The sequence below is a fragment of the Streptomyces sp. NPDC005803 genome (assembly GCF_040630435.1).
Taxonomy (GTDB): Bacteria; Actinomycetota; Actinomycetes; order Streptomycetales; family Streptomycetaceae; genus Streptomyces.
Map to the genome: position 1 here is coordinate 17050 of NZ_JBEXXO010000033.1, position 22245 is coordinate 39294.

The window sequence follows — 22245 nt, forward strand, 5'->3', positions numbered from 1 at the left end:
GCCACCCGGCTGTGATCACCGCCGTCGGTGGACTCGGCGGCGGGGTCCGGGAACGGCTGAGGTCAGGGCCGGCCGAGGCCCCGCCCCTCCTGAAGGTCCATGCCCAGGACGAGCGCGCCGGGCTCGTCGACGAGCTCCTCGAAGCCGAGGTGCCGGTAGAAGCCGATGGCACCGGTGTTCGCCTTGCCCACCCCGAGGTGAACGCCGCGGACCCCGCGGGTGCGCAACGCGTCCAGCAGGGTGCGGATCAGGCGGGACCCGTTGCCGCCGCCCTGCGCCTCGGGCAGCAGGTCGATGTGCAGATGGGCGGGGTACGCGGCCGCCACGTCGGCCCGCACGGCAGGGGGACGGTCGATCCACCGACGGGCGAAGGCGTCGGCCGAGCCCTCGCGGACCGGCTCACCGCCGTGCCGGGCGCGGAGTGCGGGCCACCACTCCCGTTCGAGGGTCCGCTCGAACGCCACCGTGTCGGCGACGCCGAGGACGTACCCGGAGGCGGGCCGGTCCGCGCGGGCGAGAACCCAGGCGAGATCGGGGGCGTACCGGAGGTAGGGGCCGAGAAAGACGTCACCGGGGAGGCGCGGGTCCGCGAAGGAGTCCGTCGCGTCCTTGCCCGAAGCCGCGGTGCGCAGACAGATCTCGTAGAGCCGGTCGGTCTCTGCCGGGTCGTCCGTGCGCGCGGCGCGGATCTCGAACTCTGCGGTGGGTTGCGGACGGTCGTTCACGAACACCTCTCGGGGAGTGGGCGAGGGTTGAAGGCCGGCGCCCTCGCCGCCCCTCTGCGCCCCAACCTCTCTCAGACTCGGTACCGAACGCCACCGCCCCCCGGTCGACCGCCTCGCCGCGTGGATTCAGCGGGACCGGCCGCCGCGACGGCTGAGCGGCGAGTGGGGGTGGGCCGGATTGGCCGGAGGGCGTTGCGAGGTCAGGCGATTCCGCCGTTCGCGTAGAGGACCTGCCCGTTGACCCAGCGACCGGGGCCGGCGAGGAACGCGACGGCTTCGGCGATGTCGGCCGGCGTGCCGAGACGCTCCAGCGGGGTACGGGACGCGATCGCGTCGAGCACGCCTTGCGGCTTGCCCTCAAGGAACAGGGGCGTGGCCGTCGGGCCGGGCGCGACGGCGTTCACCGTCACGTCGCGGCCCTGCAACTCGCGGGCGAGGATCAGCGTCATCGCCTCCACAGCCCCCTTCGTGGCGGCATAGGCCCCGTACGTGGGCTGTTGCAGCCGGGTCACCGAGGTGGAGAAGTTGATGAGCGCACCGCCGGACCGGAGCGTACGGGCGGCGAGCTGCGACACGACGAACGTGCCCCGCACGTTGGTGCGCTGCATGCGGTCGAAGTCGGAGAGGGCGAGCTCGGCGATCGGTGCGAGGAGCATGATCCCGGCCGTGTTCACGACCACGTCGACGCCGCCGTACACCTGCTCGGCCGTCTCGAAGAGTGCGGCCATCGCGTCCTCGTCGGCGACATCGCCGCCGACGGCGGTCGCGACCCCGCCCGCCGCGACGACGGCGGCCACGACCTCCTCGGCGCGTGCCTCGTCCCTGCCGTAGTGCACGATCACGGCCAGGCCGTCGGCGGCCAGGCGCTCGGCGACGGCGCGGCCGATGCCGCCGGAGGCACCGGTGACGATCGCTACGCGGGGTGCGGATGGTGCGGTGGGGTTCATGGGGCTCGGCCTCCTGGCAATTTTTATGGACGGTCCGTCCATAAAGTCAATGTAGACTGATCGTCCATATACGGCAACCTGAAAGCCCGAGGACGGAGGACAGGTGGAGGAGCCGAAGGAGCCCGGCAGGCGAGGCCGCGGCCGCCGCCCCGCCGCACAGGTGCGACAGGCGGTGCTGGAGACCGCCGGGGCGATGCTGTTCGAGACGGGACTGACCGGGATCACCTTCGAGAAGGTGGCCGCCCGTGCCGGTGCGAGCAAGATGACGCTCTACAAGTGGTGGCCCTCGCCGGGGGCCCTGGCCTTCGAGGCCTACTTCACGGCCGTCGAGGACACCCTCGCGTTCGCGGACACCGGCGACATCGAGCGTGACCTCACGGCCCAGCTCCACTCGTTCGTCGGCCTGCTCACCGGGCCGCCCGCCGGGCCCGTGATCGCTCAGTTCGTCGGCGCGGCCCAGAGCGACCCCGCGCTGGCGGACGCCCTCGCCGAGCACTACACGCACCCCCGTCGCCGGCTCGCGGTGGAGCGGCTCGACCGCGCCCGGCGCGCGGGCCAGATCCGCGCCGAGGTCGACCCGCAGGTGGTCGTGGACCAGCTCTGGGGCGCGTGCTACCACCGCCTCCTGCTGCCGGACGAACCGCTCGACACCGCCTTCGCCGACGCCTTGATCGACAATCTCCTGCGCGGCATCCGCGGGTGAGGCCGGTGGTGGGGCGGCCTGGGCCGCCCGTTGGAGGCGGGGCTGCGAAGGGAACCGCGCGCGGATCCGCCGTCTCCTCGCGCAGGACCCACCGCCGCCCAGCTCGCGGGCGATGAGTTCTGCCGCTGCCGCCGGTCTCTACTTACGGCACGCGATCAGCAGCAACCGAGGAGAACATCATGGCCGCCACCTACACATTCGACGTCTTCTCCAGCCTCGACGGCTTCGGCGGTGCCGGAGGGGACTGGACGGGCTACTGGGGCAAGCAGGGCCCTGAGCTGCTCGACCGCCGCCTCGACCTGTACCGGGACGAGCAGCGGATGGTCTTCGGGGCGAACACGTACAAGCTGTTCGCCCAGATGCTGGCCGCGAGCACGGAGGAGTCCGACGTACGCGACCCGTGGGTGACGCGGATGCGGAGCCTGCCCGCGACGGTGGTGTCGACCACGCTGGAAGGCCCCCTCGACTGGCCGGACGCGGAGATCGCGAGCGGCGACGCCGTCGACGTCGTCGCCCGGCTCAAGAAGGAGTCCGACGTGCCGTTGCGCTCGCACGGCAGCCTGTCGATGAACCGGGCGCTGATGGCCGCCGGACTCGTCGACAGCGTCCAGGTGACGGTGTTCCCGGTGATCACCGGCAAGACCGGGCTGGCCCCGGTCTTCGAGGGCGCGGCCGACTTCGACCTCGAACTGCTCGACCACCGCACGCTCGACGGCCGCATCCAGGAGCTCACCTACCGGCCCACCCTGCACGGCTGAGCCGTCCGAGCGGTCTCCCCGGGAAGCGGCGGAGGCCGCCTACCCCTCCTGTGTCCACGGCCGCAGTTTCTCCGGATTGCGGACCACCCAGATCCGGGTGACGCGGCCGTCGACGACCTCGAACGAGGCCACCGTCATGACGGCGCCCGCCCGCTCGGCCACCAGGCCCGGCATGCCGTTGACCGACCGCTCCAGCAGTGCGAGCCCCGGAGCCTTGTCGGCGATGGCGACCATGTACTGGGCGATGAGCGCGCCGCCCTCGATCGGGCGGAGCGCGGTACCGACCAGGCCTCCGCCGTCGGCGGTCATCACGGCGGCCGGGTCGAGCAGGTCGACGAGGGCGGCGATGTCCTTGGTCTCCCACGCGTCCTTGACCCGCCGCACCGCCGCGGCCTGCCCGGCCGCCGCCACCGGGGCCCGCTCGTCGCGCACCCGCCGCCGGGCGGAGGCCGCGAGCTGCTTGCAGGCGGCGGAGGTCCGGCCGAGGACGTCGCCGATCTCGGCGAAGGGATACCGGAACACGTCGTGCAGGACGAAGGCCACCCGCTCTGCGGGCGTCATCGATTCCAGGACGACGAGGAACGCCATGGCCACCGACTCGTCCAGGACCATCTGGTCGGCGGGGTCGGTGTGGTCGCCGCCGTGGCCGGGGCCCCATTCGGCGCGGTCGGGCAGGGGTTCGGGCAGCCACGCGCCGACGTAGCGTTCGCGCCGGGCCCGCGCCGAGCCGAGCACGTCCAGGCAGATGCGGCCGGTCACCGTCGACAGCCAGGCGCCGGGGGCCGCGATCTCGTCCTGCCGGCTGCGCGGCAGCGCGTACCAGCGCGCGTAGGCCTCCTGCACGGCGTCCTCGGCCTCGGCCAGGGAACCGAGCAACCGGTAGGCCACATTCAGCAGTTGGCGCCGTTCGCCGGCTATCCCGTCGGTGCTCGTCCCCGCCGTCCCCATGCTCCGACCGCCCCCTCGCCTTACCTTTCGCGGGCCCGCGTCGTCGGGCTGGTAAGACCTTATCGATCTACTGCCCACCGGGCGGAAAAGGGGACTGCGGCATGGCAACCCAGGCGACGGCGCAGCGCCGTTTCTCGTTTCTGCAGATCGCGATCGCCCTGCAGACCCTGACCATCTTCCTCCAAGCGGTGTCGGCGGGGCTCCTGTTGACCGCGTCCTACGGAGAGACGCTGCACAGCGCCGGAGCCCGCGTGATGTACGGGGCGTCGATGCTGTACGTGATCGCGGCGGTGCTGGCGTGGAAGCCGGGCGGCGGCTCGCCCCGGCCCGTCTGGTACGCGTCCGGCTTCCTGGTCCTCGCCTCGGTCCAGGTGGTGCTGGGCATCGCGCACGTGCCGTCCGTCCATCTCCCGCTGGGCGTCCTGATGTTCGGGCTGAGCCTGCTGGCACTGGCGCGGCGCTGAACCCGTGCCCGAGGCGCACGCACGAGGACCGCGAGAGCCGGTCAGGCGCGCAGGGACGACAGGCGCCCGGGGAGGTCGGTGAGCCGCTCGACGCGGAGCACGGATGCGTCCGCCGCCGGCGACGGCCCGCCGGTGACGAAGTCGATGCCCCGGTCCAGCCAGACGCCGGTGAGCCCGGCGAGGGCGGCCGCGTTCACGTCGCTCGACAGCATGTCGCCCACGTTGACCGCCCGCGCCGGGTCCGTCCCCATCACCCGGCAGGCGGCGGCGTACGCGGCCGGCTTGGCCGCACCGAGCTCGGTCGGGGTCAGGACGGCTTCGAAGTAGTCGAGGAGGCCGAAACGGGAGAGCTTGGCGCGTTGCTGCCCGGGGTCCCCGTTGGTCAGCACAGCCAGACGCGGGCCCCGGGGAAGCTGTTTCAGGGTCTCCAGGCACGGCTGGACATCGGGGTAGCACTGCCAGGAGTCCTCGAACACCGCGAGGTAGCGCTCGGTGATCCAGGCGTCCAGGAGGGCGCGACTCTCAGGTACCGCTTCGCCGAGCGCCGGCAGGAAGGAACGGACCCTGCGTCGGTGGTGCTCGGCGAAGGAGCACGCACCGGCCAGGTATTCCCCCATGTGGCGCGCCTCCAGCGACCACCACAGCGCTGCCAGGTCCTCCGGTGGAGCCGTCGCGTGCGGGGCGGCCCGGACGATCTGTCCGATCGTGTCGAAGACCGCGGTGCGGTGGTCGACCAGGGTTCCGTCCAGATCGAAGAAGATCACATCTGCCATGGACCGATCATGTCGCACGCTCCCGGCGGGGCACAGCCGCAAGCGCCTCGCACCGGATGCTCCGGCGCGAGGCGCGAGGTGAGCGGCCCGTCGGGGCGGTATGCCACCGGCCGTCAGGTCTGTTCCTGGCTGTCGGTTCCGTCCTGGTCGTAGGTCTTGTGGTGCGGAGGCTTCATGTGCGGAGGCTTGTGGTGAGGGGGTTTGTGGTGCGGCGGCTTGTGGTGCGGGGGCCGCGGGATGCTGAGGGTGATGGTGGCCGTCGCCGGCTCGCCGGCGATCTGGTTCCCCTGAGGGTCGGTCCCCGCCGCGACCGCGACATTGGTAACGGCGCAGTCCTTCCCGCCGCCGCCGGCTGCCGCTCTGCTCTGCTCGCACACGTCCGCGTCAGCCTGGGTGAGCGTGTACGTGCCGTGGCAGGTGGTACGGGCGCCGGGCGCCAGCGTGGTCGCGTCGCAGGTGACGTCGGCGACCCGGTCGTCACTGACCAGCACGTCGTGCAGCGGGGTGCTGCCGGTGTTGGTGACGGTGTAGGCGTACTGCACCTGCGTCCCGACGTTGTACGGGCCGCGCGTGACGACCCTCTTCTCCAGCGTGATGTGGGGCGCGCCCACCGGGAGCGTCAGCTGGGTCTGGGGGGAGGTGACCGTCTGTCCGTCCGCGGTGCCGGTCGCCGTGGCGGTGTTGGTGACGGAGCCGGCCGTGCCGTCGGCGGCGGTGATCGTGTACGTACCGCTGCACGTGGTGCTGTCGCCGGGGCTCTCCGCCGGGGCCAGCGTGGTCGAGTCGCACGTGATGCCGTCGACGTGGTCGTCGCTCACCTGGACGTCGGTCAGTTCCGTGCCGCCGGTGTTCCTGACGTCGTAGGTGAAGGTCACCGTCTGGCCGACCGCGTAGGGACCGGGGGTCTGTGCCTGCTTCTCCACGGTGATCGCGGCCGGCCGTTCGATCGGCACGCTCTGGGAGGACGGCGGTGACGTGACGTTCTGACCGTTCGAGACGCCCGTCGCGGTGGCCGTGTTGTCGAGGGAGCCGTGGGTCACATCGGCGGCCGTCACGGTGTAGGTGGCCGTGCAGGTGACCGTCTGACCGCTGGTGAGCGTCGTCGTGGGGCACGAGACGGGGCCGATTTTAGGATCCGTGACGGTGAGACCGGTGACGGTGGCCGCCCCGGAGTTGGTGACCACGAAGTCGTAGGGCACCTGCGATCCCGCCACCAGGTCGCCGGGCAACGGCTGCCTGACCTGCTTGACGAGGTTCAGCTGCGGAAGCGGCTGGTTGCTGGAGACGACCACGTTGCGAACGAGGTGGACGTCGGTGAACCCGCCCGTGGAGCCGGCGAATCCGAACTTGTAGGTGGGAGGCACGGGCTGCGGAGCGGGCGTGCTGAGCACCTCGTGCGAGCCGGTTCCGTCGTTGAAGTCGACCGACACGGTGAGCACCGGGCTCGGCGCCGGGGTGAGCTCCACATGGATCCGGCGGCGCGAGGGTTCGAGGGCGGCCTCGGCCTCGGCGGGGGTGGCCCCGGGGGGCAGCACGGTCAGCGGCCCCTGCAGCTGCCCGGGGAGCGTGGACGGCCACGGCCCGGTCGTCGTGAAGTTGCTGGTGGTCGCGGTCAGGAAGCAGTAGCCCTCGGTCCCGTCACCCGGGCCGCGCACCGTCACCATGTTGGCCCCGGGGCCGGGGACGCGGAAGCCTGTTCCCGCGGGCGAGCGGGTGGCGCAGCCGTTCCCGCGGTGCTCCCAGTCGCCGAAGTAGTTCCCGAGGACGTCGAGGCCCACGCCCAGGTAGCCGCGGTCCACGCCGGGCAGCATCGTGGCGGTGGGATCGTCGTCGGGGAGCTTCTGCGCGTAGCCGAGGCTCCCGCCGAACGCGCCGGGGTGGGTGAGCGCACTGTCACCGTTCACCAGAAAGAACGAGATGCCGTCGGCGGGGTGGGCCGGGGTCGTGCTGCCGTACTGCCACTGGTCGAACGTCACGTCGATGCCCTCGTTCGCGGGCAGCGCGTGGTTGTAGAGGACGGCCCCGGACTGGTCGTTGGACGCGTCCGTCAGCCGGAGGTATCCGTGCGGAGCACCGTTGGGAGGGGGTACGGGACCCACGCCCTCCGGGCAGCCGCCCAGCGGGTGATCGCCGGGGCCGGGCAGGGCGGCGGCCGGAGCCCCGGTGAGACAGGCCGACCCCACACCGGTGAAGTCCGGAGCCGTGGCCTCGGTGAACGTCTCATCGACCAGCGGAGAGCCCGCGGCACGCGGCCGGGGCTGCGCGCCGGCGTCCAGCGTCAGTAACGCCCCGGCGCCGACCACGAGAACCATGGCTCCTGCGGCGAGTCGGGCGGTCCGTGCGCGTGGCCCGCGTCGGCCGGGCGAGGGTGGGTGCGATCTCAGGTTCATGACCCCATCGTTGACAGCCACGCCGAGCCCTCAATCGTGGACCGAACGTGATGAATTCCGATAGTCGTCGCCGCGCACCTCACCGGAGTAATCGTCACTCGAACGCGCCGAAGCCTCCCGGTCCCGGCCAGTGGCGGGCAGCCCGGTGCGTGGTGTCGCCACTGACGTGGGCTGCCGACCGTCGGGCACGGCTCTCAAGTCCCGTCCGTGCACACGGAACTGCTGTTCGAGCTGCTGGCGGAGGTGGTCGAGCAGAGGAACGTGCTGTACGGTGATCGCGTCATTACGCTCCGTGCGCATTCGCGCAGGGGGCGGCCCCCGGCGGTGCTACCAACACCGGCCCGAGGGCCTTCACCCCGCGATGGACAGAGAGAGGTCCACCGAGAATGCTTTGTCATGCTATCTCGCCGCCCCACGGCTACGTGAAGGCCGCGCACGACATCGTGCGGCATCCGCGCCTCGGCAGCGACGCGAAGATCTTGATCGCCTACGTGCAGGGTCTCCCGGAGAAGTGGGCCGGCAGGGCGCTCAGTGAGCACGCCAAACGGCTCGGGATCACGGGCCGGGCGTACCAGAAGGCGAAGGGTCAGCTCAAAGCCAACGGGTTCGTCCACGAGTGGCGGCGTCAGGGTGACGGCGGGCTGTGGGTGACCGATCAGCTCCTCTCCAACGTGCCGCTCACCGATGACGAGGCCCGGCGCATCCGGTGGGCCGGGGTGGGAGCGCCGCAGGTCCGACCGAGTGAGCAGTCTCCGACGGCCGGTCATCCGGGTGTTCGGTCGGCCGGTGGTCAACTACCGGTGGTGGAAGAACATGAGAAGAACGCATCCCACCCACCCTCCGAAGAGGCCGCGCCCGCCGCCGACCTCACGGAGGAGGCCCCACCGGCCGCCCCGCGCGTCACCGACCCGCCGGCGGCCGACCCTCAAGTCGCCGAGGCGGAGCGGGTCCTGCTCTCCCTCCGGCACGCCCACCCCCGGCTGCACCTCGGCGTCCGCGAAGCCCGTGGCCTCGCCGATGTGGCCGCCGAATGGCTGCGGCGCGGGGTGAGGGGCGCGGACCTGCGGCTCGCGCTCGTCAGTGAACTGCCCGCCGACGGGGTGCGGTCCGCCGTCGGGTTCCTGCGGCACCGGCTCGTCCAGAAGCTGCCCGAGCCCGTACGTCCCCGGGAGCCTGTGCCCGCCCCGCCCCAGGTCCTGCCGCCCGTGGTGTGTGAGGGCCCGGGCCGGGAGCACCTCTTCCGGCCCCGGGGGGACGAGAGCGTGTGCGGGCCCTGTGCCCGGGAGGCGGCGATGAGGGCGCACTGGGTGAAGTGGCCCCTCGCCCGGCCCGACGACGACGGCGAGGAGCCCGAGCCGTTGCCCTGGCGGGAGCGGGTCGCGGCGTTGCAGGCGGCGGACGCCGCCGCCGTCGAGTGAGGCGTACGGCTGTTCGCCGTGTGGCGGTATCGCCGTCCGCGCGGTGGAGCGAGGAGAGTGGGCGCGGGGGCCTGTACGGACCGAGGAGGACCGGTGAGGGATGCCGTGGTGGAGCGTGGGAGCGGTGTGCGGATGGCGCGGGACCCCGTGTGGGTGCGCGCGCAACTCATGACGGCCGGGCGGACGTTGTTCGCCGTGTACGGCTACGCCCGTACCACCGTCGAGGATCTGTGTGCCGCCGCGCACGTGGAAGTGCGGGACTTCTACCGCGAGTTCGAGTCGCGGGAGGCGCTGCTCGTCGACCTGTACGACGAGGTCGCGACGCGCGGGATGCGGGCGTCCGAGGCGGAGCTGTCCGCCGAGGGCATGGAGACCTGCTCGACCGAGGAACGGGTCCGCAGGCTCTTCGACGCCTATGTGCGGGCCGTCACGCGTGACCCGCAGGAGGCGAGGGTGGCCTTCGTCGAGGTGCTCGGGGTGAGCAGGGAGATGGACGACCACCTCACGATGTGGCGCTCGGTGTGGACGGAGTTCCTGACCCAGGAGGCCGAGCGCGCCCGGCGGCGCGGACACGGGGTCGACGGCAACCTCGCCGTGGTGGTGAAGGTGCTGACCCGGTCCGTCGACGAGCTCCTCGCGCACCACGGCCGCCGCCCGCGCCAGGTGCCGCCTGCCTGGCTGACCGGGGAGTTCACCCGCTTGACCATGGCCATGATCGGCCCGGCGGCCGCCCCCTCGGGCGCCTCCGGTTGACAACACCGCTTGCCGGGATGGCAAATGGGGTCATGGGAGCGGATGAGGTCGGAGCAGAGGGCAGTGCGATGGGGGACGACGAGCTGTCGTCCGTCCTGACCGGCGTCGGGCCGCGGCTGCGCGCGCTGCGCACCGAGCGCGGGACGACGCTGGCGCAGCTGAGCGAGTCGACCGGGATCTCGCTCAGCACGCTCTCCCGGCTGGAGTCGGGAGGGCGCAAACCCACTCTGGAGCTGCTGCTCCCGCTGGCGAAGGCGTACGGGGTGCAACTGGACGAGTTGGTCGGCGCCCCGGACACCGGTGACCCGAGGGTGACCTTCCGCCCCTTCAAGCGGCACGGGATGACGTTCGTGCCGCTGACCCGGCATCTCGGCGGGGTGAACGCGTACAAGCAGGTCATGCCTGGTGCGACGGGCACCGAGGGCCCGGTCGAGCAGCGGGTGCACGAGGGGTACGAGTGGCTGTACGTGCTCTCGGGGCGGCTGAGGCTGGTGCTGGGGGATCACGACCTCGTGCTGACGGCGGGCGAGGTGGCCGAGTTCGACACGCACACCCCGCACTGGTGGGGGGCCGCCGGGCCGGAACCGGTGGAGTTCCTCAGCCTGTTCGGACCGCAGGGGGAGCGGATGCACGTACGGGCGAAGCCCGCGGGGAAGTGACGGGGGCTCTTTGCGGGCGCGAGGTCCTGGTGCCCGAGTTCAGGCGGCCGTCGGTGAAGCGGCCAGGCTCTGCTTGACACTCGCTCCCTTGCGTCGCGGGTGCCGGACGGCCGCATTTAGATGATGGAGACAATCTAAGGCAGGACTAAGATAGATGGCAACCGACATCCAATGAGAGGTGGCTCATGGGCCGCGTATCGCAGGCGCAAGCGGAGGAGAACCGCCGGCGGGTCGTGGAGACCGCCTCCCGGCTGTTCCGGGAACAGGGCACCCACACCAGCGTCGCCGACCTCATGAAGGCGTCCGGTCTGACCCACGGAGGCTTCTACAAGCAGTTCGCGTCCAAGGAGGCGCTCATCGACGAAGCCACCGCGCACGCCTTCGGCGAACTCGCCCAGCAGCACCAGGGCGGGATCGAGCGGCACGCCGGGCAGCGGGACGCCGCGCAGCAGGCGCTGATCGACGCCTATCTCTCCGTGGAGCACCGCGACGGTGCGGCGGACGGGTGCCCGGTCGCCGCACTGGCCACCGACATGGCGCGCGAACCCGGAGAGCGCGAGGCGCGCCGCGTCTACACCGAGGGCGTCCGGGACTTCGCCGGATGGCTCGCCACCGACGACCAGGACGGCATCACCCGCCTGTGCACGATGGTCGGCGCTCTCGTCCTCGCCCGGGCGACCGAGGGCTCCCCGCTGTCCGAGGAGATCCTCACCGCCGCACGCTCGGCGCTGACGGCAGCCGGCTGAGCGGGGGCGGCCGGGGGCAGCGCACCCGGGGGAGGTCAGGCCGGCATGAAGCGGGGGCACGCCCTGGCCACCGCGGACGCGGCCTACGGGAGAGGCGCCCGGTCCGCGGCTCGGTACGGGCCGCCCACGCCCCACGCCTGGTGCATCGCGTCGGCGTAGGCGGCCGCGAGCCGGTGTTCGCCCGACGGGCCGGGGTGCGTGCCGTCGTACGTGTCCGTGTGGATGTCGTAGCCGGAGGGGTGCGAGGCCAGCAGGAGCGGGGAGCCCGGGGCGTCGAGGTCCGCCACGGTCTTCGCGAGGAGTTCGTTGAAGCGGGCGCACTCGGCGGCGAAAGGAGCGTCGGACTCGGCGCGGATGTTCGGTATGACGGGGAGCAGCACGCACTTGATGTGCGGGTTCGCCGTGCGGGCGGCGGTGAGGAACGCGCGGGCGTTGGCCGCGGTCTGCTCGCTGTCCGTGTAGAAGCCGAGGTCTATCAGGCCGAGTGAGACGAGCAGGACGTCCGCCCGGTGCGCGGCGACCGCGTCCGCGATCACCGGGGCCATGTGCAGCCAGCCCTCGCCCCAGCCCGCCAGGTGGCGGCGGGCGTCGGCGGGGAAGTCCTCGGCCGCGTAGGCGGACGAGACCGGGGTGCCCGTGCCGGTGTCGTACAGCTCGGTGCGCGGGCCGACGATCGCGTACGGAGCGCCGAAAGCCGCTTCGAGGTGCTGCCACAGGCGGTAGCGCCACGTGAAGTCGCCGGCGCGTCCGATGGTCATGGAATCGCCGACACACATGAAACGCATGGCGCCATCATCGCGGATCATGGCTCCGGCCTGCGACGTGACGATGGACACTTGTGCCATGCGTTCGTACCGACTGACCGTCCTCGCCGCCGCCGCGCTCCTGTCCTTCGCGGCGGCCGCGCCCGCCGTGGCCGACGACGGGGAGGCCGACCGGAGCTTCACGATCGAGGACCCGCGGATCACCGAGTCCAGCGGTCTGGCCGCCAGCCGCGCCCACCCGGGGATCTACTGGACGCACAACGACAGCGACGACGGGCCGTACGTCTTCGCCGTCGACTCCCGCACCGGCAGGACCGTCGCGCGGATCACCATGAAGGGCGTGGGCGCGCCCCGGGACGTGGAGGCCATCTCGCTGGGGCCCGACGGGAACCTGTACGTCGGTGACATCGGCGACAACCTGAACGGCAGCTGGGACCACGTCTGGATCTACCGCTTCCCCGAGCCGAAGGAACTGCGGGACGCCACCGTCCGGGCCACGCAGTTCGACGTGAAGTACGCCGACGGCCCGCGCAACGCGGAGGCGCTGATGGTCCACCCGAAGACCGGGCGCGTGTACATCGCCTCGAAGAACGAGGAGGGCGGCGGGCTGTACGAAGGGCCCGCGAAGCTCTCGACCGGTGGGGACAACGTGTTCCGGCGGGTCGGCGAGGTGCCGTGGGTGACGGACGGGGCGTTCTCGCCGGACGGCACGGAGCTGGTGCTGCGCTCGTACTTCAGCGCACGCGGCTACGCCTTCGCGCACGGCAGGCTCGGCGAGGACTATCCGGTCGAGTCGCCGCTGCTCGGACAGGCCGAGTCGGTCACGTACACGGCGGACGGTTCGGCGTTGATGTACGGCTCCGAGGGGGCGCAGAGCGATGTGGTGCGGGTGGACCTGAAGAACGGCGGGGGCGACGGGTCCGGCCGGACGGGCGGCACGTCGTCCTCGTCCGCCGGTGCGGGCGGCGCCGGGAACGGCGTGCCGGTGAAGGGCGCCACGCTGACCGGGGTCGCCGTGCTCGCCGGGATCGGGCTGCTGCTGTTCCTGGGCAGGCGGCGCGGCAAGGGGTGAGGGCGCGGCGGCGTCCGGGCCGGGCGGTCACCGGGGCCGCCCGGTGACGCCGCCGACTTTCCCCGGGCCCTGACGCGGGCCTTCCCGGTGCGTCATCCTGAGGCGGCAGGGGTACGGCCACGTACGGAGCACGGGGGTGCGGCACCACGATGGTACCGGGAACAGCGCAGCAGTTGACCATCCTGCTGATCCTCGTCCTGCCCGGCGTCTTCTACCAGGCCGTACGGGAGCGGCTGCGCGGCCCCCTCGCCGCCGACCAGGAGCCGCAGAACCGGCTGGTGCGCGCCATCGCCGCGGGGGCCCTGCTCGACGCCGTCTACGCGGTGGTCGCGGGGCCGTGGCTGGTGCGGCTGCTGGCCGGGGGCGGGGACGGGCCGTTCGCCGGGGTGCTGCGGCAGCCCCGCGCGGCGGGGGCCGCCGCGCTGCTCCTGATCGTCGCCGTGCCGTCCGCGCTGGCCTGGGCGGAGGCGAGGTGGCGGAGGCGGCACGCAGGGGCGCGGTACGAGCCGACGCCGACGGCGTGGGACGCCCTCTTCCGAGGCCGCGGGTCCTGCTTCGTCCGCGTGCGCCTCAAAAGCGGGCTGTGGGTGGGAGGTTGGCTGGGTTCGCGGTCCGCCGTCTCGGCGTATCCGCAGAGCGGGGACCTGTATCTGCAGGCTCAGTACCGGGTGGGTCCCGACGGGAGTTTCCTCGGTAAGGTGCCCGGCACCGCGGGTGTGTACGTGCGGGCGAGCGACATAGAAGTGCTGGAGGTGCTGCTGCCGCCCGCGCGGGAGCGGCCGGAGAGGAGAGCCGATGGTGAACGATCCGGACCGGGGCAGTGACGACGAACTGGCGGCGCTGGTCGATGAGTTCTCCTTCCGCAGGACCTATCGGCCCACCGATGGCCTGGCCGAGCCGGACGAACTGCCGCTCGGCCCTTCGGGCTCGGCGATGGGGGAGACCACACCGCCCGTCCAGGAGGTCACCGAGCCGGAGGCGCCCTGAGCGTCCCCGCCTCACGGGCCCGTGTGGATGTGCGCCGCCCACAGGTGCGGGGCCTGTGCGTAGCGGTCGCGCAGGGATCTGACCGGGCGGTGCAGGGCGGCGGCCGGATCGATGGGGCGGCCCCGGGCGATGTCCTCGGCGAGCGCGGTGTAGAACTCCCTCGTGAGGTGCGTCGCCAGTTTGTCGGCGATCGGCCACAGGGTCCCGATCACATGCGGATATCCGGCCAGTTGGAAGGACGAGGCCAGCTGGACCACCTCGTCGGACAGCTGGACGCCGCCCCGGGACGCGGAGCAGGCGGACAGCATGGCCAGTTCCGGGCTCCTCGGGCGCCGGGTGGCGACGTCGGACACGGTGAGCCGGCCGTCGTGGAGGACGAGGCCGCTGTGTGAGGGGTCGAGCAGCTCACTGACGCCGTGGCAGCTGAAGTGGACCCAGGGGTGTGCTTCGAGCGCCCCGCCGACCGCTTCCACCGTGGCGTCGGGCCCGGCCAGCAGCCGCCGTCCGGGGAACAGCTCCGCCAGCAGCTCCGCCTCCCGCGTGACGCCGGGCAGGGGCGCGGCCCCCGGCGTGTCGGCGAGGGCCACGACCAGCGGCGACGGCCGCGCGGGGGCGCCGGCGGTGAGGCCGGCGCGGGCCCTGACCAGGGCGCGCAGGGTCGGGGTGTACGAGGAGACGGCGCGGTCCATCACCCAGGTGCCGGAGTCCGGCTCGCCGCGGCCTGCCGCGTGCAGCGGCAGGAAGGACAGCCAGCCGGTCGGGCACCACCACAGCCGGGGCCAGGGGTCCCCGTCCGCCGGTTCGGCGTCGAGACCGAGGTGGTCCAGGACGGGTGCGGCGATCGTGTCCCAGAGCCAGCCGAGGGTCGCGGACAGGGTGCGCATCATGGCGACGGCGTCGTCGACGCCGTTCCCCCCGTACGCCGTTTCGATGCCGTCGACGAACTCCGCCGCCCGCGCCATGGTGGTGTTCAGGGTGAGACCGGGCAGCGGGACCACGTCGATCCCGGCGTCGGCGGTCACGACCAGGGCGTCGCAGCGGTAGATGCTGACGTTGACGACGACGACGGGGCCTTCGGCGGCGGCGGCGACCAGCTCCGGTACGGCGGGAGGGTGCAGGAAGTTCTCCAGGCCGGGCAGTCGCCGCACCTCCGGCAGAAGCTGGTTCCACCGTCGGGTCAGGGCGTGCCGGGTCTCGGCGATCGCACTCGCCTCGTGGGCGTCCTGGGGCGGGGAGAGGGGCGGCGGGCCGCTCAGCTGGTCGCGTATCAGCTCGAACTCGGCCGCACGGGCGGGGTCGAGCTCCCGCAGCCGCGACACGTCGGCCCGGTTCTCCAGCCCCTGGGCCAGCAGCACCCCCCTCCCTTGTTCGAGCAGGGCGAGGGCGCGGCCTGGCGCACTCGCGTCGAGCGCCAGCGCGGCGGCGTCGCTCGCCAGGCCGTCGCCGCCGCTCAGCCGTGCTTCCTGATCGGCCCGGGCGAGGCTGCGCGGGGCCATGCCGGGCAGCAGGCCGACGGCGTAGGCGTACCCCTCCAGGGCCTCCGCGCGGTGACCCGCCTTCACCGAGGCCAGCCCCCAGACGCGGGCGGCCTGGAGCCGGGCCGAGCTGTGGGCGACCGGATTGCGCGCGCAAGCGCGGGCGAGCCGGACGACCTCCGCCAGATCGACCTGCTCCCCCATCGCCGCGCGGTCCAGCTGCACCCCCGCCATGAGCAACCGGGAGAAGTCATGACTCGGATGGCCTTCGGCCACGCCCACGAGGGATTCCCGGGCGGCGGCGGCCGCGCGGTGCAGTGCCTGCCGGGCCGTGGCCCCGGTGGGCTCGGCGTCCAGGCGGGCGGCCAGGGCGCAGGCCATCGTCAGCTTCTGCAGGGCGAAGGAGCGCCAGGGGTGGTGCGTGCCGAGCCGTCCCACCACCTCTTCGAAGACCTGCCGGGCCTCATCGAGCGCGTGGGGGTCCTTGTGCGCATAGGCCCGGTCGGTCAGCACGGCCCCCAGGTTGACGGCGGCCAGTTCGGCGCCCTCGTGGTCGCCGTTCTCCACGGTCATCGCCGCGCGCAGGAGGGCGATCACCTCGGCGGCGGCGGCCGTGTCGTGGGCGAACTCGTCCCAGCAGCGCAGCGCTTCGGCGAGGTTGTTCAGGTGCAGGGACCGGTCCATGGCCGTCGGGAGGCTGTCCTGCACCGCGCGGCGCAGCACCGTCACGGCTTCGGCCAGCCAGGCGCGGTTGCCGGTCCTGCGGCCGCGGTCCATGAGCGCGCTTCCCAGGTTGGTGAGCGCCATGCTGAGGCGGGCCCGGGAGGCGTGGGTCACCGCCTCGCGCAGCGTGTCGACCGCGGCGTCCATGAGGAGTTCGTCGCCGGTGTCGCGGGCCCGGATCCACTGGGTGTGGCCGAGGCTGGTGAGCAGGGAGCCGCGCAACTCGGCCGTCGCGGGCTGCGCGGCGGCCAGGGCGGCGCGGAAGTGCCGTGTGGCCTCGTCGCTCTGCCGGGCGTCGCGGGTATGGCGGTAGAGGGCCCCCAGGCTGTTGGCGAGGCCGAGCAGCGCCACGGGCGCCGGGGGTCCCGCCGCCATGGCGATCGCCTCCCGGTGCCATCGGACGGACTCTTCCAGCGGGGCGGGGTCGGAGGTGAGACGAGCGAGGGTGCGCAGGGCCTCGCCGAGGGCCGAGCGGCAGTCGGCCCCGCCGTAGGTGGTCTCGTCGGACGCGGCCACGGCCGTGCGCAGCACCCCGATGCCCTCCGGTAACGCGTCGGCGTCCGAGCAGAACTCGGCGAGGGCCAGCAGGGCTTCACCGAGGCCCATCAGCTGGTGCACATGGAAGAAGTCGTCCGCCGCGGACAGGGCCACGGCCTTCCGATGGGCGGCCACCGCTTCGGTGAAGCGCTCGGAGCGGCCGGTGCGCTGGGCGATGCTGCTCAGACCGTGGCCGATGTTCGACCAGCACAGGGCGCTCTCGGAGCGGGAGAGCGGGGCGTGTTCCGCCTCCTCCCTCAGGAGGCGCACCGCTTCCTCGTACAGGTCGACGCCACTCGTCACATCGCCCCGTTCCATGAGTGCGCGGGCGTACTCCGTACGGCACTCCCAGACCGCGGGGTCCCCGGCGGGGAGCAGGTCGAGCGCCCGGAGCATCTCGTTCGCACCCTGCCGCCAGGCGTCGTCGTCCGCACCGGCGGTGTGGGCCAGCGCCGCCCCGAGCCCGAAGCGGGCGGCGGCCTCGAAACCGTCGTGGGGGGACGGCAGAACGAGGCACTTGCGGAAGCAGTCGGCGGCCTCGTCGGCGGCGTCGGCTTCGTCCGAGACCTGCAGGCAGCGCCCGAGCACCAGCAGGACCCGGGCCCGCTCGGCCGAGCGGGCCGGAACGTCTCCGGCAAGGTCGCGGAGCAGGGTGAGCGCGTGGTGCAGCTCTCCGGCGTCCCTAGTGGCCCCGACGTGCCGGACGGCACGCTTGACCAGCAGCTCGGCGTAACCGGTGGTGTGCAGCACCCGTCGGACGAGGTCGTCGGCCGGTACGCACTTCGTCCCCCGGCGGGCGTGGTCGACGGCTTCGGCCAGGTCGTCCGGTGCGCCCGTCGCCGTGTGCCGTGCGTCCAGTACCTGGGAGAGCGCCAAGTGCGCCTGGGCGCGCACCGGATGGCCGTCCGGTGCGCCGTCGAGGGCGTCACGGGCGGCCTCGTAGGCGTCGTCGAGGGCGCCCGGATCGCCGGTGAGCGAGGCGTGACCGGCCAGCACCAGACCGAGGTTGGTGAGGTAGACGGTGCGCTCGAAGGGGTTGGGGGCCGTGTCGGCCGCCTGACGGCAGGCGGCGATGCCCTCCTCGTACGGCTCGGCGCCACCACCGTCTTCCATGGCCCCCACGATGAGGGAGACGCCCAGGTCGGAGAGGAACGAGGCCCGGCTGGGCAGGGGGACGTCCGGCTCCGAAAGGGTCGTGCGCAGCAGCGTGATGCCCTCGGAGCGCAGCGCGGGATCGTGCAGGGCGTTGGCGGCGCCGCACAGGACGGAACCGAGGACGGCGTTGTGCTGGGGGCGATTCGGGTTGTTCCAGGTGGTGAGCTCCACCGCCTTCCGCAGCTCGGCGACCGCCTCCCGCATCGCGGCCCCGTCCGCGTTCGCCTCGGCCCAGTGCCGGAGGGTGTGCCCCAGGTTGCCGTGCCGGCGGGCCTGTTCGTCCCGGACGCCGGGGGCGCAGACCACGGAGGCGCGGCCTGCGGCGACGGCGTCGGAGAGCGCCTGGTGTCCGCTGCCGTCCTGGAATCCGTAGAAGAGGACGAGGCCAAGGTCCGACAGGCAGGTGCCCTGTTCGAGGCTGCCCTCGCCGAAAGCGGTGGCGGCGTGCCGCAGCAGGGTCTCGGCGAGGGGCAGGGCCCCGGGGTGGCGGCTGTGCTGGAACAGCAGCGTGAGCCCGATGGCGGCGTGGTACGCGAGGCCGGGCTCGGTCGCGGCGCCGGCCGGTGCGCCGGACACGGTGGCGAACAGCGGGCGCAGCCCGGGCGGCACCTGTTCCGGGTCCTGCTCGTACACCGCGGCGAACCGGATCAGCGCGGAGCCGAGTGCCCCCGGGTCGGCCTCGTTCCCCGCGAGGTAGCGCAACCAGTCGGCGTACCCGAGAGCCAGCACTCCGAGGCCCCACCCGTTCCCGTCGGGCAGGGCGACGCCGCCCCGTACCTCGTCGGCCGCCTCCAGGGCCTCCGGTCCGAGGAACCATCGCAGGGCTTCGGGCTCGGCCTGGGCGCGTTCGGCCTGCTGGAGGATGCGGTGCGCGGCGTTCTCGGGCGTCACGCGGCGATCCGGCCGCGCGCCACCGGGCCCGGACACGCGCGCCGCACCGGGGCGCCCGGTGCCGTGTCCCCGTGCCACCGGGTGGCGTACATCTTCTGCGTCATCGCTCCCCCGTCGGCCGACAGCAGCACCAACTTACCCAGTGGCGCGGCTACTTGAGCGAGTTCGCCGACATGCCCGCCGATCGGGCCCTGTACGGCGGCCGCGGAGGTCAGGTGTCCAGCGGGCGCACCTCGTAGTGCAGCGTGCGGTCACGCTTGATCCTGTGCGTGAGCGGGACGAGGACGCCCTGCACGACCGGGTGCTTGCGGGAGAGCATCCGCGCGGCGTGCGTGTTCTCCTTCGAGCCGGCCTGGAGGAGGCGGGCGTGCGCGGTGATCTGGGGCCCCGTCGGCCGGCCGCGCAGCGTGCACGGGCCGATGGCCACGACGGGATGGTTGCGCATCCGCTCCACCTTCCACGCCGAGGAGAAGGTACGGATGTAGGCGTGGTCCCCCTCGACGGCGATGTTGACGGGCGTGTCGGCGTGCGTTCCGTCCTGCCGCCGCGTGCTGAGCAGGACGGCGTACTGCTTCACGAACGGCTTCAGCTCACTGACCGCTTCCATACCTTCCATGGTCCGCCGCCCCGGCCTCGTGTCATCCCCGCGGGCGGTGTCGAACGGACGTTTCGGGGGCGGCGGGTCCGGCGTAGGGTCGGCGCTCTATGACGACGAACAACGGGCCCGCGCTCTTCTCCACCGACCGCCTCGACGCCGTGCCCCTCCGGGTGGCCCACGCGGAGGAGATGGCGGCGGTGCTGGACGATCCCGGACTCCACGCCTTCACCGGCGGGGCCCCGGAGTCGGCCGGAGAACTGCGGGCCCGCTACGAGCGGCAGACCGCCGGATCGCCCGACCCGGCCGAACGGTGGTGGAACTGGGTGCTCGGGGCGCGGGACGAGAACCGCCTCGTGGGGTACGTACAGGCGACCGTGCGCGGAACGCGGGCGGAGATCGCCTGGGTGACCGGGACCGCGTGGCAGGGCCGGGGATACGCCAAGGAGGCGGCGAGGGGCCTGGTCGCGCACCTGCTGGGCGGGGGAGAGGTCCGCACCGTCATCGCCCACGTCCACCCGGGTCACGCCGCGTCCGCCGCGGTGGCGGCCGCTGCGGGGCTCGCACCGACCGGTGAGCGGGAGGACGGGGAGGAGCGGTGGCGGCTGGGCCCCGGATGACGCCCAGCTCGCGGTGCCGGATGACGCCCAGCTCGCGGTGCCGGATGACGCCCACCTCGCGGTGCCGGCCGCGCGGGGCGCGCGGGGAATCCTCCGCCGCCGGTGTACGGCACGGGCTGCGTCATGATCCGTACGGCAGCCGCCGCCACTGACGGCCGGCCCGGCCCGGACGTCAGGTCCGGGGCCGGCCCGCCTTGATCAGTTCGGCGACGTCGAGGACCACCTCGGCGCCGATCGAGCGGGGGAGCGGGGCTTCCTGTCCGGGGGCGTACACCTCGTGGCGGTCGTAACCACTGGCCAGGGGCTCCGTCAGGACATGGACACGGCCGTGCTTGCGGTCGACGATCACGTAGACGGGGATCTTGGCCTCGGCGTACGCGGCGACCTTGTGCCGCAGGTCGCTGTTGTAGTTGCTGGAGGTGACCTCCAGGACGAGTCGGAAGACGGCCGGGTCGTAGCAGTTGTTCTCGAGTCTGTGCTCGTCGAGATCGGCGTCGACGAGGGCGAGGTCGGGGACCGCGTAGTCCTCGGGCCCGCCCGGCAGCCAGAGACCGATGCCCTGGAGGACTCTCGACTCCTCGCCGTGAAGGCCCGCGCCGAGGAACGGGATCATGAGCGTGGTCAGTGCATCGGCGTGCGGGCCGTCCGGGGGTGGGGCCACGGTGATGACGCCTCCGATGATCTCGACGCGATAGCCCGGATGCTGCTCCGTGAGCCTGTTGGCTGTTTCGAGCAACGGCTCCGGCTCATCGTCACAGGGGTGCTCGACTGCTGCTGCAGACATTGCGGGCCTCCTGGAATGGCTGGTGTCGAGAGCATCATCGTAGGACGGTGCGCAGGAGTGCGGCCGGAAGGCGCCGCTTCACCCCGCCGAGTGAAGCAGAAACGGCCCCGCACACACGGGCGCGTGTGTGCGGGGCCGTTTCGGAGGCGTAGCGGTTACAGCTTCTCGATCACGTAGTCGATGCACGCCGTCAGCGCCTGGACGTCCGACGGGTCGATCGCCGGGAACATCGCCACGCGCAGCTGGTTGCGGCCCAGCTTGCGGTACGGCTCCGTGTCGACGATGCCGTTGGCGCGGAGCACCTTGGCGACCGCGGCGGCGTCGATCTCGTCCGCGAAGTCGATCGTGCCGATGACCTGCGAGCGCTTGGCCGCGTCGGTGACGAACGGGGTCGCGTACTTCGACTCCTCGGCCCAGCCGTACAGGTGGCCGGAGGAGGCGGCCGTGCGGCCGGTGGTGAACTCCAGGCCGCCCTGGGTGTTCATCCAGGTCAGCTGCTCGTTCAGCAGGAACAGCGTGGCGAGCGCCGGGGTGTTGTACGTCTGGTTCTTCAGGGAGTTGTCGATCGCCGTCGGCAGCGAGAAGAACTCCGGGATGTGCCGGCCGGAGGCGTGGACGCGGGCCGCGCGCTCCAGGGCCGCCGGGGAGAAGACGCCGATCCACAGGCCGCCGTCGGAGGCGAAGGACTTCTGCGGGGCGAAGTAGTAGACGTCCGTCTCGGCGATGTCGACCGGCAGGCCGCCCGCGCCGGACGTGGCGTCCACCAGGACCAGCGCGCCCTCGTCGGCGCCCGCGACGCGCTTGACGGGAGCGGCGACACCGGTCGAGGTCTCGTTGTGCGTGAAGGCGTAGACGTCGACGCCCGCCTCGGCCTTCGGGTCCGGGTGGGTGCCCGGGTCCGAGGCGATGACGGTCGGGTCGGCCAGCCACGGGGCGAGCTTGGCGGCCTTCGCGAACTTCGACGAGAACTCGCCGAAGTTGAGGTGCTGGGACTTCGACTCGATCAGACCGTGCGTCGCGATGTCCCAGAAGGCGGTGGAGCCGCCGTTGCCCAGGATCACCTCGTAGCCCTCGGGGAGGGAGAAGAGGTCGCGCACGCCGTCACGCACCGCGCCGACCAGGTTCTTCACCGGGGCCTGGCGGTGGGACGTACCGAGCAGAGACGTACCGGTGGCGGCCAGCGCGTCGAGCGCCTCCGTCCGCACCTTGGAAGGACCGGCGCCGAAGCGTCCGTCGGCGGGCTTGATGTCAGCGGGAATCTGGATGTCGGCCACGAGTCGGAGCGTAGCCGCTCGGTGCGGCGGCTACGCACCCTGTCCGTCGGATGAGACAAGGGGTCCGACTCGTGGGCCTTGGAG

The 22245-nt window shown here is 72.6% G+C and carries 21 protein-coding genes; 11 read left to right on the forward strand and 10 right to left on the reverse strand.

Annotation, left to right across the window (positions count from 1 at the left end; translation table 11 throughout):
• Nucleotides 1–62: 62 nt before the first annotated feature.
• Nucleotides 63–725: a GNAT family N-acetyltransferase gene (locus ABZ454_RS33465; protein ID WP_359543344.1), complete on the reverse strand. Its 663-nt coding sequence runs from the start codon at nucleotides 723–725 to the stop codon at nucleotides 63–65.
• Between the two features lie 200 nt (nucleotides 726–925).
• Nucleotides 926–1672 carry an SDR family oxidoreductase gene (locus ABZ454_RS33470; RefSeq protein ID WP_356319942.1) on the reverse strand — a complete coding sequence of 249 codons (747 nt, stop codon included), beginning with the start codon at nucleotides 1670–1672 and terminating at the stop codon, nucleotides 926–928.
• Nucleotides 1673–1775: 103 nt separating this feature from the next.
• On the opposite strand from ABZ454_RS33470, the gene ABZ454_RS33475 reads away from it, so the two are divergent.
• Nucleotides 1776–2375 (forward strand): TetR/AcrR family transcriptional regulator C-terminal ligand-binding domain-containing protein, encoded by a 600-nt coding sequence (locus ABZ454_RS33475; RefSeq protein WP_359543345.1) that lies wholly within the window; start codon nucleotides 1776–1778, stop codon nucleotides 2373–2375.
• A 179-nt stretch (nucleotides 2376–2554) separates the two neighbouring features.
• Nucleotides 2555–3133: a dihydrofolate reductase family protein gene (locus ABZ454_RS33480; protein ID WP_359543346.1), complete on the forward strand. Its 579-nt coding sequence runs from the start codon at nucleotides 2555–2557 to the stop codon at nucleotides 3131–3133.
• A gap of 39 nt (nucleotides 3134–3172) precedes the next feature.
• Here the strand turns inward: ABZ454_RS33480 and sigJ are convergent, their stop codons facing one another.
• Nucleotides 3173–4081 carry an RNA polymerase sigma factor SigJ gene (sigJ, locus tag ABZ454_RS33485; protein ID WP_359543347.1) on the reverse strand — a complete coding sequence of 303 codons (909 nt, stop codon included), beginning with the start codon at nucleotides 4079–4081 and terminating at the stop codon, nucleotides 3173–3175.
• 101 nt (nucleotides 4082–4182) lie between these two features.
• On the opposite strand from sigJ, the gene ABZ454_RS33490 reads away from it, so the two are divergent.
• On the forward strand, nucleotides 4183–4545 hold the full coding sequence (locus ABZ454_RS33490; protein WP_356319938.1) for a hypothetical protein: 363 nt from the start codon (nucleotides 4183–4185) through the stop codon (nucleotides 4543–4545).
• A gap of 41 nt (nucleotides 4546–4586) precedes the next feature.
• Here the strand turns inward: ABZ454_RS33490 and ABZ454_RS33495 are convergent, their stop codons facing one another.
• A complete protein-coding gene (locus ABZ454_RS33495; protein WP_359543348.1) occupies nucleotides 4587–5318 on the reverse strand; it encodes an HAD family hydrolase in 732 nt (243 codons plus the stop codon).
• A 113-nt stretch (nucleotides 5319–5431) separates the two neighbouring features.
• A complete protein-coding gene (locus ABZ454_RS33500; RefSeq protein WP_359543349.1) occupies nucleotides 5432–7630 on the reverse strand; it encodes a hypothetical protein in 2199 nt (732 codons plus the stop codon).
• Between the two features lie 464 nt (nucleotides 7631–8094).
• Between ABZ454_RS33500 and ABZ454_RS33505 the strand changes: the two genes are divergently transcribed.
• From ABZ454_RS33505 to ABZ454_RS33520, 4 genes are all read left to right on the forward strand, one after another.
• Entirely contained in the window at nucleotides 8095–9126 is a 1032-nt protein-coding gene (locus ABZ454_RS33505; RefSeq protein WP_359543350.1) for a hypothetical protein, read from the forward strand.
• Nucleotides 9127–9219: 93 nt separating this feature from the next.
• Complete coding sequence (locus ABZ454_RS33510) at nucleotides 9220–9879, forward strand: TetR/AcrR family transcriptional regulator (protein WP_356319934.1); 660 nt, start codon at nucleotides 9220–9222, stop codon at nucleotides 9877–9879.
• Between the two features lie 68 nt (nucleotides 9880–9947).
• A complete protein-coding gene (locus tag ABZ454_RS33515; protein ID WP_359543384.1) occupies nucleotides 9948–10538 on the forward strand; it encodes a helix-turn-helix transcriptional regulator in 591 nt (196 codons plus the stop codon).
• A 185-nt stretch (nucleotides 10539–10723) separates the two neighbouring features.
• Complete coding sequence (locus ABZ454_RS33520) at nucleotides 10724–11284, forward strand: TetR/AcrR family transcriptional regulator (RefSeq protein WP_359543351.1); 561 nt, start codon at nucleotides 10724–10726, stop codon at nucleotides 11282–11284.
• Nucleotides 11285–11367: 83 nt separating this feature from the next.
• Here the strand turns inward: ABZ454_RS33520 and ABZ454_RS33525 are convergent, their stop codons facing one another.
• Nucleotides 11368–12069, reverse strand: coding sequence for a GDSL-type esterase/lipase family protein (locus ABZ454_RS33525; RefSeq protein ID WP_356319932.1), 702 nt, complete (start codon nucleotides 12067–12069; stop codon nucleotides 11368–11370).
• A 58-nt stretch (nucleotides 12070–12127) separates the two neighbouring features.
• Here ABZ454_RS33525 and ABZ454_RS33530 point away from each other — a divergent pair, with 58 nt between their 5' ends.
• The 3 genes from ABZ454_RS33530 to ABZ454_RS33540 all read left to right on the forward strand — a co-directional run bounded on the left by ABZ454_RS33530 (nucleotide 12128) and on the right by ABZ454_RS33540 (nucleotide 14107).
• Nucleotides 12128–13120, forward strand: a complete 993-nt coding sequence (locus ABZ454_RS33530) for a WD40 repeat domain-containing protein (protein ID WP_359543352.1) — start codon at nucleotides 12128–12130, stop codon at nucleotides 13118–13120.
• Between the two features lie 149 nt (nucleotides 13121–13269).
• Nucleotides 13270–13944, forward strand: coding sequence for a DUF6338 family protein (locus ABZ454_RS33535; RefSeq protein ID WP_359543353.1), 675 nt, complete (start codon nucleotides 13270–13272; stop codon nucleotides 13942–13944).
• Nucleotides 13916–14107 (forward strand): hypothetical protein, encoded by a 192-nt coding sequence (locus tag ABZ454_RS33540; RefSeq protein WP_359543354.1) that lies wholly within the window; start codon nucleotides 13916–13918, stop codon nucleotides 14105–14107. Before ABZ454_RS33535 ends, ABZ454_RS33540 begins: the two co-directional genes overlap by 29 nt.
• A gap of 11 nt (nucleotides 14108–14118) precedes the next feature.
• Here the strand turns inward: ABZ454_RS33540 and ABZ454_RS33545 are convergent, their stop codons facing one another.
• Nucleotides 14119–18888, reverse strand: coding sequence for a CHAT domain-containing protein (locus ABZ454_RS33545; RefSeq protein WP_359543355.1), 4770 nt, complete (start codon nucleotides 18886–18888; stop codon nucleotides 14119–14121).
• 211 nt (nucleotides 18889–19099) lie between these two features.
• Nucleotides 19100–19495, reverse strand: coding sequence for a PPOX class F420-dependent oxidoreductase (locus tag ABZ454_RS33550; RefSeq protein WP_356319927.1), 396 nt, complete (start codon nucleotides 19493–19495; stop codon nucleotides 19100–19102).
• Nucleotides 19496–19593: 98 nt separating this feature from the next.
• On the opposite strand from ABZ454_RS33550, the gene ABZ454_RS33555 reads away from it, so the two are divergent.
• Nucleotides 19594–20103 (forward strand): GNAT family N-acetyltransferase, encoded by a 510-nt coding sequence (locus ABZ454_RS33555; protein ID WP_359543356.1) that lies wholly within the window; start codon nucleotides 19594–19596, stop codon nucleotides 20101–20103.
• 172 nt (nucleotides 20104–20275) lie between these two features.
• Here ABZ454_RS33555 and ABZ454_RS33560 read toward each other — a convergent pair whose 3' ends face one another.
• Both ABZ454_RS33560 and serC read right to left on the reverse strand, forming a co-directional pair.
• Nucleotides 20276–20887, reverse strand: a complete 612-nt coding sequence (locus ABZ454_RS33560; protein ID WP_359543357.1) for a Uma2 family endonuclease — start codon at nucleotides 20885–20887, stop codon at nucleotides 20276–20278.
• Between the two features lie 155 nt (nucleotides 20888–21042).
• The gene (gene serC, locus ABZ454_RS33565; RefSeq protein WP_359543358.1) at nucleotides 21043–22161 is read right to left on the reverse strand and encodes a phosphoserine transaminase; all 1119 of its coding nucleotides are present in this window, start codon (nucleotides 22159–22161) and stop codon (nucleotides 21043–21045) included.
• Nucleotides 22162–22245 lie beyond the last annotated feature (84 nt).